This is a genomic window from Aquicoccus porphyridii, assembly GCF_008369105.1.
Classification (GTDB): domain Bacteria; phylum Pseudomonadota; class Alphaproteobacteria; order Rhodobacterales; family Rhodobacteraceae; genus Aquicoccus; species Aquicoccus porphyridii.
In genome coordinates, this window is record NZ_VINQ01000001.1 from 494,212 (window position 1) to 511,328 (window position 17,117).

General features: G+C 60.0%; 16 protein-coding genes. 6 read left to right on the plus strand and 10 right to left on the minus strand.

Annotation, left to right across the window (positions count from 1 at the left end; all coding sequences use genetic code 11):
• Nucleotides 1–84 precede the first annotated feature (84 nt).
• Both FLO80_RS02445 and FLO80_RS02450 read left to right on the plus strand, forming a co-directional pair.
• Entirely contained in the window at nt 85–2,181 is a 2,097-nt protein-coding gene (locus FLO80_RS02445; RefSeq protein WP_111361930.1) for a dipeptide ABC transporter ATP-binding protein, read from the plus strand.
• A 112-nt stretch (nt 2,182–2,293) separates the two neighbouring features.
• Nucleotides 2,294–2,836 (plus strand): VOC family protein, encoded by a 543-nt coding sequence (locus FLO80_RS02450; protein ID WP_111361929.1) that lies wholly within the window; start codon nt 2,294–2,296, stop codon nt 2,834–2,836.
• 24 nt (nt 2,837–2,860) lie between these two features.
• On the opposite strand, the gene FLO80_RS02455 is transcribed toward FLO80_RS02450, so the two are convergent.
• Nucleotides 2,861–3,448: a lytic transglycosylase domain-containing protein gene (locus tag FLO80_RS02455; RefSeq protein ID WP_111362371.1), complete on the minus strand. Its 588-nt coding sequence runs from the start codon at nt 3,446–3,448 to the stop codon at nt 2,861–2,863.
• 197 nt (nt 3,449–3,645) lie between these two features.
• Between FLO80_RS02455 and ssb the strand changes: the two genes are divergently transcribed.
• Nucleotides 3,646–4,122, plus strand: a complete 477-nt coding sequence (gene ssb / locus FLO80_RS02460) for a single-stranded DNA-binding protein (RefSeq protein ID WP_111361928.1) — start codon at nt 3,646–3,648, stop codon at nt 4,120–4,122.
• Nucleotides 4,123–4,283: 161 nt separating this feature from the next.
• On the opposite strand, the gene FLO80_RS02465 is transcribed toward ssb, so the two are convergent.
• The gene (locus FLO80_RS02465; protein ID WP_111361927.1) at nt 4,284–4,607 is read right to left on the minus strand and encodes a HesB/IscA family protein; all 324 of its coding nucleotides are present in this window, start codon (nt 4,605–4,607) and stop codon (nt 4,284–4,286) included.
• Nucleotides 4,608–4,687: 80 nt separating this feature from the next.
• On the opposite strand from FLO80_RS02465, the gene FLO80_RS02470 reads away from it, so the two are divergent.
• Nucleotides 4,688–5,839, plus strand: a complete 1,152-nt coding sequence (locus FLO80_RS02470; protein ID WP_370330240.1) for a deoxyguanosinetriphosphate triphosphohydrolase — start codon at nt 4,688–4,690, stop codon at nt 5,837–5,839.
• A gap of 63 nt (nt 5,840–5,902) precedes the next feature.
• The gene (xth, locus tag FLO80_RS02475) at nt 5,903–6,682 is read left to right on the plus strand and encodes an exodeoxyribonuclease III (protein WP_111361925.1); all 780 of its coding nucleotides are present in this window, start codon (nt 5,903–5,905) and stop codon (nt 6,680–6,682) included.
• A 3-nt stretch (nt 6,683–6,685) separates the two neighbouring features.
• Here xth and pgi read toward each other — a convergent pair whose 3' ends face one another.
• The 4 genes from pgi to FLO80_RS02495 all read right to left on the minus strand — a co-directional run bounded on the left by pgi (nt 6,686) and on the right by FLO80_RS02495 (nt 11,671).
• The gene (gene pgi, locus FLO80_RS02480) at nt 6,686–8,314 is read right to left on the minus strand and encodes a glucose-6-phosphate isomerase (protein WP_111361924.1); all 1,629 of its coding nucleotides are present in this window, start codon (nt 8,312–8,314) and stop codon (nt 6,686–6,688) included.
• A complete protein-coding gene (gene pgl / locus FLO80_RS02485) occupies nt 8,311–8,985 on the minus strand; it encodes a 6-phosphogluconolactonase (protein ID WP_111361923.1) in 675 nt (224 codons plus the stop codon). Before pgl ends, pgi begins: the two co-directional genes overlap by 4 nt.
• Entirely contained in the window at nt 8,982–10,436 is a 1,455-nt protein-coding gene (gene zwf, locus FLO80_RS02490; RefSeq protein WP_111361922.1) for a glucose-6-phosphate dehydrogenase, read from the minus strand. The genes pgl and zwf overlap by 4 nt, the downstream gene beginning before the upstream one ends.
• A 140-nt stretch (nt 10,437–10,576) precedes the next feature.
• Complete coding sequence (locus tag FLO80_RS02495) at nt 10,577–11,671, minus strand: anhydro-N-acetylmuramic acid kinase (protein ID WP_111361921.1); 1,095 nt, start codon at nt 11,669–11,671, stop codon at nt 10,577–10,579.
• Between the two features lie 60 nt (nt 11,672–11,731).
• On the opposite strand from FLO80_RS02495, the gene tyrS reads away from it, so the two are divergent.
• The gene (gene tyrS / locus FLO80_RS02500) at nt 11,732–12,985 is read left to right on the plus strand and encodes a tyrosine--tRNA ligase (protein ID WP_111361920.1); all 1,254 of its coding nucleotides are present in this window, start codon (nt 11,732–11,734) and stop codon (nt 12,983–12,985) included.
• A gap of 43 nt (nt 12,986–13,028) precedes the next feature.
• Here the strand turns inward: tyrS and FLO80_RS02505 are convergent, their stop codons facing one another.
• The 4 genes from FLO80_RS02505 to FLO80_RS22810 all read right to left on the minus strand — a co-directional run bounded on the left by FLO80_RS02505 (nt 13,029) and on the right by FLO80_RS22810 (nt 17,063).
• Nucleotides 13,029–14,336, minus strand: a complete 1,308-nt coding sequence (locus FLO80_RS02505) for an HlyC/CorC family transporter (RefSeq protein ID WP_111361919.1) — start codon at nt 14,334–14,336, stop codon at nt 13,029–13,031.
• 90 nt (nt 14,337–14,426) lie between these two features.
• On the minus strand, nt 14,427–15,362 hold the full coding sequence (locus FLO80_RS02510) for a site-specific tyrosine recombinase XerD (protein WP_111361918.1): 936 nt from the start codon (nt 15,360–15,362) through the stop codon (nt 14,427–14,429).
• The gene (locus FLO80_RS02515; protein WP_146610988.1) at nt 15,359–16,933 is read right to left on the minus strand and encodes a hypothetical protein; all 1,575 of its coding nucleotides are present in this window, start codon (nt 16,931–16,933) and stop codon (nt 15,359–15,361) included. The genes FLO80_RS02510 and FLO80_RS02515 overlap by 4 nt, the downstream gene beginning before the upstream one ends.
• Entirely contained in the window at nt 16,914–17,063 is a 150-nt protein-coding gene (locus FLO80_RS22810; protein ID WP_188078192.1) for a hypothetical protein, read from the minus strand. Before FLO80_RS22810 ends, FLO80_RS02515 begins: the two co-directional genes overlap by 20 nt.
• Nucleotides 17,064–17,117 lie beyond the last annotated feature (54 nt).

Below are 17,117 nucleotides of genomic sequence, written 5' to 3' on the forward strand. Positions count from 1 at the left end.
GGGCGGAATCCGGCGGCAGCCGGAGGACAGCCGGGCGGTGCACGCAGGTCACCCCCCCGATTCGGGCGTGAAAGGAGAAAGTTAATGCCGAAAATCCATGATTACGACGGCCCCATCCTCGAGATCGACAAGCTCTCGATTTCCTTCTTCACGCGGCTCCACGAAATCCCCGCGGTGATGGATTTCTCGGTCAGGGTCACCCCCGGCGAAGCCGTTGGTCTTGTTGGAGAATCCGGTTGCGGCAAGTCGACGGTGGCGCTTGGCGTCATGCGCGATCTGGGCAAGAACGGCCGCATCGTCGGCGGCTCGGTCAAGTTCAAGGGCCGTGACATGGCCGCGATGACCGACGCCGAGCTGCGCAACCTGCGCGGCAACGAAATTGCCATGATTTATCAAGAGCCTATGGCCTCCCTCAACCCCGCCATGCGGATCGGCAAACAATTGATGGAAGTGCCGATGATCCACGAGGATCTGAGCGAACACGAGGCCTACCAACGCGCCCTCGAAGTCGTCACCGACGTCAAACTCCCCGACCCCGAACGCATCCTGCGCAGCTACCCCCACCAGCTTTCTGGCGGCCAGCAACAGCGCATCGTGATTGCCATGGCCTTGATGTCAAAGCCTTCCTTGCTGATCCTCGATGAGCCCACGACCGCGCTCGACGTCACAGTCGAGGCCGCGGTAGTCGAGCTGGTCAAGGATCTGGGCAAGAAATACGGCACCTCGATGCTGTTCATCTCGCACAATCTCGGCCTCGTGCTGGAAACCTGCGACCGGATCTGCGTGATGTATTCCGGCGAAGCGGTCGAGCGCGGCGATATCGAAACCGTGTTCAACAACATGCAACACCCTTATACCCAAGCCCTTTTCCGCTCGATCCCGCTGCCCGGCGCAGACAAGAACTCGCGTCCCCTGGTGGCGATTCCGGGCAACTTCCCGCTGCCGCATGAACGCCCCCCGGGCTGCAATTTCGGCCCGCGCTGCGACTATTTCCAGGCCGGGCTTTGCGATCAGGGCGACATCACCATGAAGGATGTCGACGGCGACGGGCAGCACGAAACCCGCTGCCTGCGCTTCCGTGACATCGACTGGAACGCACCGATCACCCTGGCCGAGACCAAGACCAAGGGCGAGATCGGTCGTGTTGTCCTCAAGATGGACAATCTCAAGAAATATTACGAGGTCGCCGCCAATGCCCTGTTCGGCGGTGGCGAAAAGCGCGTGGTCAAGGCCAACGAAACGCTCAGCTTCGAGGCCCGCGAAAGCGAAACCCTTGCCATCGTTGGGGAATCCGGCTGTGGCAAGTCTACCTTCGCCAAGGTTCTCATGGGGTTGGAGACCGCGACCGATGGCGAGATCCTGCTCGACAACAAGAACATCGAACAGATCCCGATCGAGAAGCGCGACACCCAGACGGTGGCCGATATCCAGATGGTGTTCCAGAACCCGTTCGACACGCTCAACCCCTCGATGACCGTGGGTAGCCAGATCATGCGCGCGCTCGATATCTTCGGCATCGGCAAGAACGATGCGGAACGGCGCACGCGCATGCTCGAACTGCTCGACCTGGTGAAGCTGCCACGTGAATTCGCCGACCGCATGCCGCGCCAGCTTTCCGGTGGTCAAAAACAGCGCGTCGGCATCGCCCGCGCCTTTGCCGGTGGCGCGCGGATCGTGGTCGCGGACGAGCCGGTTTCCGCGCTCGACGTGTCGGTTCAGGCCGCCGTGACCGACCTGTTAATGGAAATTCAACGCAACGAGAAGACAACGCTCCTGTTCATTTCGCACGACCTTTCGATCGTGCGCTATCTCTCGGATCGGGTCATGGTGATGTATCTCGGACATGTGGTCGAACTGGGCAGCACCGACGAGGTGTTCTCGCCCCCCTACCACCCCTATACCGAGGCGTTGCTTTCGGCGGTGCCCATTGCCGACACGCATGTCACAAAAAAACATATTGTTCTTGAAGGTGACATTCCCTCGGCGATGAATCCGCCCAGCGGATGCCCGTTCCAGACGCGTTGCGGCTGGAAATCGCGGGTTCCGGACGGACTCTGCGAAAAAGAGGTGCCCCCGGTGCGCCAACTCAAACCCGGCCATCAGATCAAGTGTCACCTCTCGGATGAAGAGCTTGCGACGATGGAGCCGGTCATCAAGCTCGGACAAGAGGCGGCCGAGTAAGCGTTCGGCCAGAATTGAACGTGGGCCGCGCTTTTGCGCACGTTCTTTTTCGCTTGATAGTTGCAAACGCAACCATCAAACCGGAGATCAGCCAAGCAAAAGGACGCTCAACATGAAGATCGAGAAAATTCACCACGTCGCCTATCGGTGCAAGGATGCCAAGGAAACCGTCGAATGGTATGGCAAGATGCTGAACATGGATTTCGTGCTCGCCATCGCCGAGGATCATGTGCCCTCGACCCACGAACCCGACCCTTACATGCACGTCTTCCTCGATGCTGGAAACGGCAATGTTCTGGCCTTTTTCGAACTGCCGACCAAGCCCGAAATGGGCCGGGACCCCAACACCCCCGAATGGGTGCAGCACATCGCGTTCAAGGTAAAAGACCGCGCGGAACTCGTTGAATTCAAGGAACATCTTGAAGAAAAAGGCGTCGAGGTTCTGGGCGTGACCGACCACTCGATCTTTCACTCGATCTATTTCTTCGACCCCAATGGGCACCGGATCGAACTGGCCTGCCCCGACCCCGAGGAAGACGCCATGCTGGCGCGTCTCAACGATGTGAAATGGGACATGCTCGAAGAATGGAGCCGCACCAGGAAGGCGCCGCAACATGCCGATTGGCTGCATGCAAAAGAGCTTGAAAAGAACTGAGCGGAATCGACATCTGGGGCAGCGTCAGCTTCCCCAGATCACCTTCACGTAATTTCGGGTCTCTTTATAGGGCGGTACCCCGCCATGTTTTTTGACCGCTTCCGGCCCCGCATTATAGGCCGCCAGCGCCAGACGCCATGACCCGAACTCGCGATACTGCGCCATCAGGTAACGCGCGCCACCATCAAGGTTTTCATAAGGATCGTGCGGATTGACGCGCAACGCCCGCGCCGTTCCGGGCATGAGCTGCGCCAGCCCGATCGCGCCCTTGTGCGACAACGCCTTGACCTTCCAGCCCGATTCCTGCTGAACCAGCCGCAAGAACAGATCTTCCGGCACCCCGTGCCGCCGGGCCGCATCGCGCGCCATGGCCAGGTAGGGCCCCTTGTATGTGCCGGAATAGTCCTTGGCATCACCCCATTTCGATGGGGTGACAACACTGGGCGGTTGCAGGCGCACCGAAGCATTGTATTGCGATTTCGCGCGGGTATCGAGAACCTTGGTCTGCGACTTGAACAGCGTGCTTCGCGACTTGGTCGACAGGATATCCGCCGCCGCAGCATGCGGCATCGCCAAGGTCACAGCCGTGATCAGAACCAGAACTCTGCTCATATCGTCACCCGTCCCAAAACCGTCGTTCGGCAACCTTATAAACAGTTTTCACGATTCTTCCAGATCGCGCGCCCACCACCGCCAGACCACCGGGATCGCGCGTCTTCACTGGGTTTACTCGCATTTTAGGCTTTTCTTAACGGGTTCGGGATGATGTAAGCTGACAATGAAAAATTTGGATTCTGTGGGAGAAGACGATGGCCGGCTCGGTGAACAAGGTTATTCTGATTGGCAACCTCGGTCGCGACCCTGAAACGCGTACCTTTCAGGACGGGGGCAAGCTGTGCAACCTGCGCATCGCGACGTCAGAAAACTGGAAAGACCGCAACACAGGCGAGCGCCGCGAACAGACCGAATGGCATTCTGTTGTCCTGCGTGGTGACGGGCTTGTCGGTGTCGCCGAAAAATACCTGCGCAAAGGGTCCAAGGTTTATATCGAAGGACAATTGCGAACCCGGAAATGGCAGGATCAGAGCGGCCAGGATCGATATTCGACCGAGGTTGTCGTGGGCTTTGGCGGCTCCATGGTCATGCTGGATGGGCGCGGCGAAGGCGGCGGCGGCAGCAGCGGGCAGTCAGGCGGCGACTATGGTGGCGGTAGCGGTGGCGGATACGACAGCGGACCTGGCAATAGTGGACCCGGCCAGAACTACGACGACGAAATCCCGTTCTGAGGCGTGCTGCGCTTGACCGATTTCTCCTATTCAAACGCCGCCCTTGGCGGCGTTTGCAACGCGCAGCACGCTCGGAATAGCGGGTGAATCCATTTCCGCCCGCCACGTCCTAAATCACCCTTCAATGTTCCAAGAAGGACATGACGGATTGGTGAAACCGGTCAGATCGAAAAGGATGTGCCACAGCCGCAGGAACTCGTCGCGTTCGGGTTGTCGATCACGAACCGCGCGCCGATCAATTCTTCCGAAAAGTCAATTGTGGCCCCGGAAAGAAACGGCAGGCTAACCTCATCAACCACGACTTTCTGACCCTTGCCTTCCAGAATAATGTCTTCCGGCGTCGGTGCGTCCAGGATGATGGAATACTGGAATCCCGAGCACCCGCCGCCCTCCACGGCCACGCGCAGGGCTTGCCCCTGATCCCCGGCCCCGATCTCGGCCAGCCGCTCAAATGCGCGTTCTGTCACTTTAGGGGGAAGATTCATCTTCGGTCTCCGCAGTTTAACTGTGTCGTTTCATACAATATACGTGCCCATAGACCCATCGACAAGAAGGCGGCCCAATGATGCACGATCCAGCCCCTTTTGCCACCCGCCCCGACAGGAGCCGCGGCAGGCTCTATCCAGAATCCGAGAGCGCGTTCCGAACCTGTTTTCAGCGCGATCGCGACAGGATCATTCACTCAAGCGCCTTCCGCCGCCTGAAACACAAGACGCAGGTTTTTGTCGAACATGAAGGCGATTATTTTCGCACCCGTCTCACGCATTCAATCGAGGTGGCGCAGGTGGCCCGCACCATCGCCGGTGCCCTTGGCCTCAACCAGGAATTGACCGAAGCCATCGCGCTGGCCCATGACTTGGGGCATACCCCCTTCGGGCATACGGGAGAGGACGCGCTGAATGAACTCATGGAACCTCATGGCGGGTTCGATCACAACGCCCAGACGGTCAGAATCGTCACGACGCTTGAGCGGCATTACGCCGAATGGGACGGGCTCAACCTCAGTTGGGAAACCCTCGAAGGTATCGCCAAGCATAACGGCCCGATCGAGGGTGACGTGCCATATGCGCTGGCAGACTACAATGTCATTCATGATCTCGAACTCACAACCCACGCCGGTCCCGAAGCGCAGGTTGCGGCACTGGCCGACGACATCGCATATTCCAATCACGATATTCACGACGGGTTACGCGCGAGCCTGTTCACGATGGAGGAACTGACGGAATTACCGATTCTTCGGGATTGTTTTCGCGAGGTGGACATGCGCTATCCCGGCCTCGCCCCCGACAGACGCCAGCACGAGGCCTTGCGACGGTTTTTTGGCAGTCTGGTCGAGGATGTAATCAACACAAGCCGTAATAATCTCGGCCAATTGAACCCAAAATGCGTCGAAGACATTCGCATGGCTGGCAAACCAATGGTTCAATTTTCACCGTCGCATTGGGAAAAACTGAAGCAAATCCGTGCTTTTCTCTTTCAACGCATGTATCGCGCACCGAGCGTGGTCGAAATGCGGCACAAGGTGACGGCCGTGATACACGATCTGTTCCCGCTCTACATGGCCCGACCCGAGTTGCTGCCATCGGCGTGGCAGGCGGGCTTGGCGGACAACCGCGATGATCAAGCAATCGCCCGCCTCGTCGCGGATTACATCAGTGGCATGACGGATAGATTTGCATTGCAGCAACATGACAAATTGATGGTTCAAGGCCGGTGAATAATCGACACTGATCGGGCAGCCCACGCCCGAGAGGAATGGTGGATAACAAAGGACACATCCATGAAAATCGCCTGTTTCAATATCAATGGCATCAAGGCCCGCATCGGGGCGCTGAGCGACTGGCTCGAAGAGGCCGATCCGGATGTCGCACTGCTTCAGGAGATCAAGTCGATCGACGAGAACTTCCCCCGTAGCCATTTCGAAGACATGGGATACACGGTCGAAACGCATGGGCAGAAATCGTTCAACGGTGTGGCGATCCTGTCGAAACTGCCGCTTGAGGATGTGACATTCGGATTGCCCGGGGACGACGTAGATGAGCAGGCGCGCTGGATAGAGGCGACGGTGGTCGACAAGCGGGCGGTGCGGGTCTGCGGCCTCTATCTCCCCAATGGCAACCCGGTGCCGGGGCCAAAGTATGATTACAAGCTGGCATGGATGGAGCGCCTGTATGCGCGGGCGCAGGAATTGCTGCACAGCGAAGAGCCGTTCCTGATGGCTGGCGATTACAACGTCATCCCGCAAGACGAGGATGCGGCACGTCCTGAAGCCTGGGAAAAGGACGCGCTGGCCCTGCCAGATAGCCGCGCTGCCTATCGCCGGATCGTCAATCTTGGCCTGACAGATGCCTTCCGGACCGTGGAGCCTGGGTCGGGGCATTACACGTTCTGGGACTATCAGGCAGGCGCATGGAATCGAAATGATGGTATCCGCATCGACCACTTCCTGTTGAGCCCGCAATGCGCGGATCTGTTGCTGGAATGCCGGATCGACAAGGAGGTGCGCGGGCAAGAGAAGCCTTCGGATCACGTGCCGGTCTGGGTGCGGCTGAATGCCTGATCCCTACTTGGGCGCGCGCAGGTAGGCCGCCAGAAGCCCGGTCGATTGGTTCATATCCTCCGGCGGGGCTTTGCCCGCCACCAGCGGTTCGAGCCGCTTGGCCAGTTCCTTGCCAAGCTCCACCCCCCACTGATCGAAAGAGTTGAGACCGAGGATGACCCCCTCCACAAACACGCGGTGTTCGTAAAGCGCAAGGATCTGCCCCAGAACACGCGGCGTGAGACGTGGATAGGCCAAGGTCGTCGATGGACGGTTACCTTCGAAAACGCGCTGTTCAGCCTGAGCCATAAGCTTATCGCCCGAAAACCCCATTGAAGCGGCAATTTCGCGTGCGTCGGAAAGGCTGCGCCCCGTCATCAGCGCCTCCGATTGAGCAAGGCAATTGGCCACAAGCAAGCGATGGTGATGGGCCAGATCGGGTTCATACCCCTCGGCGCCGATCATGAATTCGCAGGGCACGATTTCGGTGCCCTGATGAAGAAGTTGGAAAAAAGCATGCTGCCCGTTGGTGCCCGGCTCACCCCAGACAATTGGGCCCGAACCGTGCGGCAGGGATTGACCGTCCTGTGCGGCGCGCTTGCCATTGCTTTCCATTTCCAGTTGCTGGAGATAGGCGGGAAGTCGGGCGAGGCGATGCTCATAAGGCAGCACGGCCCGTGTCTGAAAACTCATGCCCTGATGATGCCAAAGCCCGACAAGAGCCAACAACACCGGCAGATTGTCAGCAAGTGAAGCGGTGCGGAAATGCGTGTCCATCGCAGCGCCACCTGCAAGAAACTCGGTAAAATCCTTGGGGCCGATGGCAATCATCAGCGACAGGCCGATTGGCCCCCACACGGAATAGCGCCCGCCCACCCAATCTTCGAATCCAAAGACCCGCTCGGGCGGGATACCGAACTCTGCAACCAGATCGGTAGCCGAGGAGAGCGCCACGCATTGCGCCGCCGGATCGGCCAAGGAAACCGACATCCAGTTGAGGATGCTGGCGGCATTGGTCATGGTTTCTATGGTGGTAAAGGTCTTGGAGGCGATGATGACGAGCGTGGTCGCTGGATCGAGCCCATCCAGCACATCGGCAAGATCGGCGGAATCTACGTTCGAAACGAAATGACAGCGCGGCCCGTCGTGAAATGGAGTGAGCGCGCGGGTGGCCATGGCCGGGCCGAGATCGGAACCACCGATACCAACATTGATCACATCGGTGATCGCCCCCCCCTGCCCCTTGAACCGACCTGCCCGGACATCGCGAGCAAAGGCTTTCATCCGCTCGAGCGTGTCAAGAACCCCGGGCATCACGTCCTCGCCATCGAGCATGACTGGCACGCCGGAAAGGTTGCGCAGCGCGGTATGTAGAACGGCACGATCTTCAGAGCCGTTGATCCGCGCACCCGAGAACATCGCATCGCGCATCGACTCGACCCGGGCAGCGCGAGCCAATCCCAAAAGCGCCTCACGGGCCGCGCCGTCGATATGAGTCTTGGAATAGTCGAACAGCATTCCGAGAGCCCGGGCGGAAAAATGCATCGCGCGATCCGAATCATCGAACAGATCGGCGATGCGCCGTGTGCGGGCCCTGTCGGCCTCGGCAAAAAACGACGCCCAGGCCGCGTCAAGATCAGGATGCGCGCTCATTCAGGGGCCCAGTGAACAGTGAGCCCGTCCATGACGGCCGCGATCGGGGCCTCGTCGGGTGACAGATGCATGCCGCGTTCGAGGGCCGCGCGCTTGCGCTGACCGGTGATCACGAGATGCTTGGAGATCGCAGCATCCAGCACGCGCGCACTGAGCGTGACTCGGGTTTCGGGTGCGGCGGGCGTCCGGATCGGCACGAGAACCGGGGCGTCGGCGGCCAAGGCATCCTTCAACCCCTCCGCCCCGGGAAAGAGCGAAGCGCAATGCATGTCCGCCCCCATTCCGAGCAATAGCAGCGAAATCGGCTGACAGGAGACGAGCATGGATTCGAGCTCGGTCAACACATCCTCCGGCTTTTCCGCAGGGGCATAAAGCGGATGAAAGACTGCGGCGGTGGCCCTATCGGTCAGGAGCCGTTCCCGCACCAGTCTTGCGTTGGAACGCGGATCATCCTCGGGTAGCCAGCGTTCATCGGTGAGGAAGACATCAACACGCGACCAGTCGAGATCGGCGGCACATAGATTGTCGAAAACCGGTCCCGGTGTTTCGCCGCCCGGCACAGCGAAAGATACGCGCTCTTCGTGAAAGAGCATGTTCTCGAGCTCACCCGCCAACACGTTGGCAAGATCAATCGCCATCATCTCGGCATCGGCATAGTCGATGAATTTCATTCCCTGATCTCCCGCCAGCGTCGTCCATCGCGATGCATGAGCGCCAAGGCATCCTCCGGGCCAGTGCTGCCTGACTCGTATGGCAATGGTCTTTCACCCTTTTCTTCCCATTGAGCAATGATCGGATCAGTCCACCGCCATGCCGCCTCGACTTCGTCGCCGCGCATGAAGAGGGTCTGATTGCCGCGGATCACATCCATGATCAGCCGCTCATAGGCGTCGGGGACCAGTTCGGCCCCGGGGCCAAGCGTTTCCGCAAAGGACATGTCGAGCGGTACATCAATGAGCCGCATCCCGCCCGGGCCCGGCTCCTTGATGGTCACGCCCAGTTCGATCCCTTCATTGGGCTGCAACACAATGGTCAGGATATTGGCATGTCGTCCGGCATCGGCACCAAAGATCGAATGCGGCGCATCCTTGAACACCACTGCGATTTCCGAGGTGCGCGCCCTGAGCCGCTTGCCGGTGCGCAGGTAGAAAGGCGTTCCAGCCCAACGCCAGTTGCCGATCCCGGTCTTGAGCGCGACAAAGCTTTCGGTGGTCGACTCCGAATTGCCCACATCATCGAGGTAGCCGGGTTTGTCCTCACCCGCCTCGTATTGGCCACGCACGATATCATCGAGAACGACGGTATCGAGTGCGCGGATCACCTTGAGTTTCTCATCACGCACCGCGTCGGGTTCGAACTTGGCGGGCGGCTCCATCGCAATGAGGCAAAGAAGCTGCATCATGTGATTCTGCATCATGTCGCGCATGGCACCTGCGCGATCGTAAAACTCTTCGCGGCCCGCCACGCCCATGGATTCTGCCACGGTGATCTGGATGTGATCGACATACTGACTGTTCCAGAGCGGTTCGAACAGCATGTTCGCAAACCGGATCGCCATCAGGTTCTGCACGGTCTCTTTGCCGAGATAGTGATCGATCCGGTAGATTTGGGTTTCGTCAAAATGGCGTGCCAACATGGTGTTGAGTTCACGAGCCGAGGCGAGATCATGGCCAAACGGCTTTTCCACCACGATTCTTGTTTCACCGGATGCCATGCCGTGGCGATGCAATCGCTCGGCCAGATCGGCGAACAACTGCGGGCCAACCGAGAAATAGAAGGCCCTTACGCGATCGGCGTGAATGATCCGCGCCAAGGCCTCCCAGCCTTCATCCCCTCTTGCGTCGAGCTTGATATAACGCACACGATCACAAAAGGTATCAATCGCGCCGTCCTCGCACAATGTCACGGGAGCGAATTCGAGGATCGTATCGCGTACAAAGGCACGATACCCCGCATCGTCAAACTCCGACCGCGCCGCGCCTATGATGTTCGCCTCGTCAGGGATTTGCCCGGCACAGAAACGACGATAAAGCGCCGGCAGGATCTTGCGCCGGGCCAGATCGCCAGTACCACCAAATACCACGAGGTCGAAGGGATCGACCGGAATCACACGTGTCACCATTGTCGGGTCCCCTGATTTCGCGTTTGGACTTGGATACGCACGAGACAGCCTGCCTTGGCTGACGCCGACTTTAACATGCCGCAGTTGGTTCTCAATGGGTTTGCTGCATGCGCAAAATGAACAGGCCGCACCGGTTGATCCTATCGGGGTCGGCTGATTTCCCCGCCCCCAACAGCCGCGCGCACTCCTGTCGTCGCGGTGCAAGACGTGGGCAATCCACGCGCCACGCGCACGGCAAGATAGGCAAAAGCCTGCGCTTCGAGCATGTCACCATCGAGCCCGACATCTTCGACCGGAAGGACCGGGCAATCGAGCGCCGCTCCAAGCATCTGCATCATGACAGGGTTGCGCCGCCCGCCCCCGGTCACAAGGACGCGGGCGGGTGGCGAGGGGCAATGCTCAATTCCGCGGAATACAGCAGCGGCAGCCATGGCCGTAAGCGTGGCGGCGGCATCAGCATCGGAAAGTTCGCATACCAATCCGATCATGTCGGAGAATGCGTCACGGTCGAGCGATTTGGGTGGCATGCGATAGAACCAGGGATCATCGAGAAACAGTTCAAGCGCGCCATTTTCCACGCGCCCCCTGCGCGCCAGCGCACCGTCGTGGTCGCAATCCAGGCCCAAGCGCTTTTGGACAAGATCATTGATCGGCGCATTGGCAGGGCCCGTGTCAAAGGCCAGAAGTGCGCCCGGCTCTTCAGGGCGGGTGTGGCGCGGGTCGATCCATGTCAGGTTGCCAACGCCGCCCAAGTTGAGAAACGACACTGGCTCAGTGGCACCAATATAACGCGCGCAGGCATGGTGAAAGAACGGGGCAAGTGGCGCTCCCTCGCCGCCCAGCCGCACATCGGCCGAACGGAAATCCCAGACCACCGGCAGACCGAGTTGCTGTGCCAGCACCGCGCCATCACCCAGTTGGTGGGTGCCACGCCCGCGCGGATCGTGGGCCAATGTCTGGCCGTGGAAGCCTATGATCTCGGCCCCCTCGATGGTTGAAAGCGCCGCGACATGCGCATTCTCGACCACAGTCCGGGCCCGGTCCAGATCGTCCCCGGGCCATTTGCCGAGCGCCGCGCGCAGCACCGCGCGTTCGTCAGCGCTGTAGGGGCGATAACCGGTCGCGCCGAACCCAAAAATCTGTTCGCCATCGGTCTCGATAAGCGCCACGTCAACACCATCGAGTGATGTGCCGCTCATCGCACCCAATGCCTTCACCCTACCCGCCTTCAACATGGACTTTTCCTCGGCCCCCGCGCACCCTATACAGGCCCCGAACATTACGGGACAAGACGCATGACCTACCACCCCAAATCGGATTTCATGGCAACCATGATCGAGCGCGGCTTTCTGGCCGATTGCACCGATTATCAGGGCCTTGACGAGGCGCTCTCGAAGGGGGTGGTGCCAGGTTACATCGGCTTTGACGCGACGGCGAAATCGCTGCATGTGGGCAGCCTGATCCAGATCATGATGCTGCGCTGGTTGCAGAAGACCGGCGGCAAGCCGATCACGTTGATGGGGGGCGGGACGACCAAGGTCGGCGATCCGAGCTTTCGTGCCGAGGAACGGCCGCTGCTGACCAATGCACAGATCGACGCCAATATCGACGGGATCAAACGGGTCTTTGCCGCCTATATCGATTACGGCGACGGCCCAACCGGCGCGATCATGGTCAACAATGCCGAATGGCTGGACGCATTGGGATATCTCGAATTCCTGCGCGACATCGGGCGGCATTTCTCGGTCAACCGGATGCTGTCATTCGAGAGCGTGAAATCGCGGCTTGATCGAGAGCAGAGTCTGAGCTTTCTCGAATTCAACTACATGATCCTGCAAGCCTATGACTTCCTTGAGCTTCATCGCCGATATGGCTGCATGCTGCAGATGGGCGGTAGCGATCAATGGGGCAATATCGTCAACGGGATCGACCTGACTCGCCGCGTGCTGGAGGATGAGGTCTATGGGCTGACCTCGCCGCTCCTGACCACGTCGGACGGTCGCAAGATGGGCAAGAGCCAGGGCGGGGCTGTCTGGCTTAATGGTGACATGCTGAGCGCTTACGAGTTCTGGCAGTTCTGGCGCAACACCACCGATGCCGATGTCGGACGGTTCCTCAAGCTTTACACCGAACTACCTGTCGAGGAATGCGAACGGATGGGGGCGCTGTCGGGTTCAGAGATCAACGAAGCCAAGATCGTGCTGGCCAATGAGGTCACGGGGCTTCTGCATGGGCATGACGCGGCGCAGGCGGCCGCGGCCACGGCGCGCGACGTGTTCGAGAAGGGCGGTGTGGGCGATGATCTGCCGACGCTTGAACTGACGCGTGCGGAATTGAGCGACGGGATTTCGGCTGCACAACTTATCCTGCGCGCGGGGCTGGCGAAATCGGGCAAGGAGGCCAAACGGCTGATCGCCGAAAACGGTGCGCGGATCGACGATATCCCGCTGACCGATCCAGGCCAGATACTTCATGCGGACGCACTGACCACCCCGATCAGGTTGTCGGCCGGAAAAAAGCGGCACGCGCTGGTGAAACTGGCCGACTGAGCAGGCGAATTCCACCACGGAACCCGCAACGGGATTCGATATGTCAGAGCCGCCGGATCTTGAGGCGAACGATCCGGTTTTCCTTTCGGGTGGCCACTTCGAACCGAAACCCGTGGAAGGCAAAGACCTGCCCGACAGACGGAATCATCTGGGCCTCGTGGATGACCAGCCCGGCAATCGTATTGGCGTGCTCATCCGGCAGGTTCCAGTCTGTTGCGCGGTTGAGGTCACGAATCGTCATCGCACCATCGACGAGAAAGTTGCCGTCCTCGCTCTTGTGAATCGGGTGTTCGGCGGCGGGATCGAACTCGTCCGTAATCTCGCCCACGATTTCTTCGAGGATATCTTCGAGCGTGATCAAACCCTGTAGAGAACCATACTCGTCAACCACCAGCGCGAAATGGGTTCGCCGACGCAGGAACTGTCGCATCTGGTCATCAAGCGTGGTCGTTTCGGGCACGAAATAGGGTTCCATCACCACGTCGGCGATTTGGAACCCCTTGAGGCCATCAAGCGAAGCCTCTGGTCCAAACATAAGCTTGTGCATGGCACGCAGCAGGTCCTTTGCATGCACCACGCCGATGATGTTGTCAGGATCGTCGCGAAACACCGGCAACCGCGTGTGGCTGCTTTCGAGACATTGTGCGAGGATCGCCTCGGCATCACTGTCCGCGTCGATCATCTCGATCCGGGAACGGTGCAGCATGATCTCCTCCACCGCGCGTTCCCCCAGATCAAGCGCGCCAAGAATCCGGTCGCGATCCTCTTTTTCAACCACCCCTTCCGAATGCCCGAGATAAAGGGCGCCGGCGATTTCCTCGCGCACGGCGAGGATATGACTGTCGGGATCGGCCTTGACGCCAAAGAGACGCAAAACACCCCGTACAAACCAACGCACCATGCCGACGATGGGCGAAAACACGGTTACGACAAACTGAATTGGTCTTGCGACGAAGCTGGCAGCCGTCTCGGCATTCGTGATCGCATATGTCTTGGGTAGAACCTCGGCAAAAACCAGCACCAGAAGCGTCATCACCAGAGTCGCCAGCGCCACCCCGCTTTCGCCGAAAACCCGTGTGAAAAGCGCCGTGGCCAGCGATGTCGCGAGGATGTTGACGAGGTTATTGCCCAAGAGCACCGAGCCGATCAGGCGTTCGTTGTCCTCGGTGATCTCGAGCGCCCGTTCGGCTCCGCGTGATCCCTTGTCGGCGCGCGACCGCAATTTGCCACGCGACGCGGCGGTGAGGGCAGTTTCACTGCCCGAGAAGAAGCCGGAAAGCACCAGAAGCAGGAAGATCGCCGACGACGTTATCCAGAATGCGCCGTCCAGCGAAGCGTCAGAAGGTTCCATTTTACCGATATGTCATGTCTGTCAGATCACTGGTTATGGGCGCGGGATCTTGGCAAAGCAAGGGGGTGGGGAAAAAACAACGGTGACTTGTCATCCATCGGACGCAGGCCGGGCCAAGGGGTGATTGTCGAGAACGAGCTGGCGCAGGCGCTCGTCCAGCACATGGGTATAGATTTCGGTGGTGGCCAGATCGGCGTGGCCCAGCATGACCTGGATCGAGCGCAGATCGGCCCCGCCGGCCAGAAGATGGGTGGCAAAGGCGTGGCGCAGCCGGTGCGGAGTGACCGTATCGGGCGCGACACCACCTGCAACGGCAAGTTCCTTGATCAGGAGATAGAAACGGTGCCGTGTCAGATGCCCCGACTTTCCGTGCGAGGGGAACAGGAAACGCGAAGCGGGTTTGCCGGTCTTGCGCGCACGTGCATCCTTCTCATCACGCACCGCGAGCCAATCGGCCAGCGCCGCCCGCGACGGCGGCGACAGCGGCACGAGGCGTTCCTTGCCGCCCTTGCCCGAAACCAACAGCATCCGCGGATCACCCCTCGCCGCCGATACGGGTAGCGCGACAAGTTCGCTCACCCGCATGCCGGTGGCATAGAGCAGTTCCATAAGGCAGGTGTTGCGAAGCCGGTCATCCGGGCTTCTCCCATGGTTTCGGGCCACGTCGAGCAGACGGTCAACATCGTCATGCGAGAGAGTCTTGGGCAAACGTTTCGGTCGTCCCGGCCCCTTGATTTCCGCGGCAGGGTTGTCAGCGCGCAACCCCTCGTCAAAAGTGAAACGGAAAAGCTGCCGGATCGCCGAAAGCCGTCGTGCGCGTGTGGCAACAGCCAGCCCCTGCACGTCACAAGCGACAAGATAGGCTTCGATGTCGACGCGGGTAGCATCGACGAGGTCGATCCCCTGCCCTGCCAACCAGACGTCGAAATCGCCCAGATCGCGCGCATAGGCCATCCGGGTGTTTTCTGCGGCCCCCAGTTCGGCTGCCTGGGCCTCGAGAAACAAGGGTATCCAGCGATGCGTCATTGCAGCTCCCCCTGATTGAGCAGAATCAACTGCAAACTTGCACGGCGCGCGCTGTCTTCGAGCCCCATTGCGCGCAAGCCTTGAAGCGCGCTCTCAAGCTGACCCAGATTGCCGGACGCGCCGCTTGAAAAAAGCGTCATCGCCTGAAGAATGGCCTCGCCCAGTTTACCGGTCTCGAGAAGGGGTTGCAGTGCCTCGGGTGGGCCCTCGGCCTCGAAGGCGCGCGCGATCGTGCGCAAGAGCGGATCACGCGCCAACGTGGATCGGGGCTCCCCCCGCGCCAGCGCGACGAGAAACCGCTCATCGGGTGTCTGCGGGTCGGCTGCGGCGGCGATCATCTCGTAGTCGGGTGACAACAACCCGACCGAAAGGGCGAGTCCACGCGCAGGCCCAGTGAGCGGCACCTGCGTGAGATCCTTGGCATAGAAACGCGCGAAAGGCACTTCGAGGTGAACCGACTGCATTGCCCGCCACGCCCGTCCAAGCGATGTTGCGACAGCCTCCGCATTACCGGATTGAAGGGCGGCATCGAAACGTCGAATCGCCTCAACCCGATCCCAGATCCCGCCAGAAGCCGCCGGACGGCGAGCGGTGTAGAGGGCCATCAAGCGATTCTCCGACAGGGCCCCGGTCCGGGTGAGGCGCTCTGCCGCCTCCAACTCGGCCTTCCACCCAACTGTATCGCGTAGGTCGGTCATCGCATAGACGCGCGGCAAGGACAGGGTGGGAAGCGGTGTTCCAGCGGCCTCAAAAAGACGAAATACAAGCGGCGTCATCTTCGCGGGCGGCGCCGGTTCAACATTGGTCTCGGCCAGTTCAGGATCGAGATATATAGCAATCAGGTGGCGTTCTGTTGCGTCGATCATGTCGAGCGCCACGGCGCTGTCGAACATGACCGCAGCCGCGGCCCAATCACCGCCCCGGGCCGCGCAATAGATGCGCGCAGGGACGGATGGCGACAAAAACGGCTTTTCATTCAAGCTGTTGCACGCCGCTTCCTCGGTGCCCGACAGCAGGCTGATATCGAACCACAGTGGAAAGAGAGCAGGTGTCTCCGGCCCGGTTCGTTCCAACAATGCCTGCGCCGCCTCGGCCGCCCCGAGTTCGAGCAGCTTGGATATCCGACCCTTCAGAAACGCATGTCCGCTGCCGCTGTCGGCAGGAGGATCGGCCTCGGCTAGAAGCAGCGTGTAAAGGAGCGACTGCATCGCCGGGAACGCCAGAACGTCCTGGCGGGCCAAGGCCGCTGTCAGACTGGTCGTGGCGCTTGACCGCCAGAGATCACGCGGCAGGCCGGTAACGGACGCAGGCAACAACCCCACCGCTGCAACCGACACCCTATCAAGCGGGCTGACCGTCACCTGTGGAACAGCGGCCGTATCCGTGACCGGCGGTTCAATCGGTCGCGGCCCTTGTATTCCACCTGTTCCGGGAACCACGCGACGGACCACAGGCGGTGGATTCTCCAGCCATTCGATGGCCGAAAGCGGCTCATGCGCCCGAATCGCGTCCGCCGTGCCTGCGACCGCGGAAAACGCGACGATCAGGGCTCTAATTGACGTCCAGTTCAATGTCCTGACGAATCTCCTGTCCGGGCGGCGAGAAATCCGCGCCGAAGTATGGCCCAACATAAGCATAGGCAACCACCGCGATAATCGCAAGAATCGCGAGAATAAACAGCCATTTGATGATGCGCCACATGTCGGAACCGCCCGTTTTTCCTGCCCGTGTTTCAGTTTGCGTTTAACCGATTAC

What these genes read in the sequence shown, in the direction of transcription:
- FLO80_RS02445 (WP_111361930.1), top strand. Translation starts at nt 85, where the DNA reads ATGCCGAAAATCCATGATTACGACGGCCCCATCCTCGAGATCGACAAG.
- FLO80_RS02450 (WP_111361929.1), top strand. Translation starts at nt 2,294, where the DNA reads ATGAAGATCGAGAAAATTCACCACGTCGCCTATCGGTGCAAGGATGCC.
- FLO80_RS02455 (WP_111362371.1), bottom strand. Translation starts at nt 3,448, where the DNA reads ATGAGCAGAGTTCTGGTTCTGATCACGGCTGTGACCTTGGCGATGCCG.
- ssb (WP_111361928.1), top strand. Translation starts at nt 3,646, where the DNA reads ATGGCCGGCTCGGTGAACAAGGTTATTCTGATTGGCAACCTCGGTCGC.
- FLO80_RS02465 (WP_111361927.1), bottom strand. Translation starts at nt 4,607, where the DNA reads ATGAATCTTCCCCCTAAAGTGACAGAACGCGCATTTGAGCGGCTGGCC.
- FLO80_RS02470 (WP_370330240.1), top strand. Translation starts at nt 4,688, where the DNA reads ATGCACGATCCAGCCCCTTTTGCCACCCGCCCCGACAGGAGCCGCGGC.
- xth (WP_111361925.1), top strand. Translation starts at nt 5,903, where the DNA reads ATGAAAATCGCCTGTTTCAATATCAATGGCATCAAGGCCCGCATCGGG.
- pgi (WP_111361924.1), bottom strand. Translation starts at nt 8,314, where the DNA reads ATGAGCGCGCATCCTGATCTTGACGCGGCCTGGGCGTCGTTTTTTGCC.
- pgl (WP_111361923.1), bottom strand. Translation starts at nt 8,985, where the DNA reads ATGAAATTCATCGACTATGCCGATGCCGAGATGATGGCGATTGATCTT.
- zwf (WP_111361922.1), bottom strand. Translation starts at nt 10,436, where the DNA reads ATGGTGACACGTGTGATTCCGGTCGATCCCTTCGACCTCGTGGTATTT.
- FLO80_RS02495 (WP_111361921.1), bottom strand. Translation starts at nt 11,671, where the DNA reads ATGTTGAAGGCGGGTAGGGTGAAGGCATTGGGTGCGATGAGCGGCACA.
- tyrS (WP_111361920.1), top strand. Translation starts at nt 11,732, where the DNA reads ATGACCTACCACCCCAAATCGGATTTCATGGCAACCATGATCGAGCGC.
- FLO80_RS02505 (WP_111361919.1), bottom strand. Translation starts at nt 14,336, where the DNA reads ATGGAACCTTCTGACGCTTCGCTGGACGGCGCATTCTGGATAACGTCG.
- FLO80_RS02510 (WP_111361918.1), bottom strand. Translation starts at nt 15,362, where the DNA reads ATGACGCATCGCTGGATACCCTTGTTTCTCGAGGCCCAGGCAGCCGAA.
- FLO80_RS22810 (WP_188078192.1), bottom strand. Translation starts at nt 17,063, where the DNA reads ATGTGGCGCATCATCAAATGGCTGTTTATTCTCGCGATTCTTGCGATT.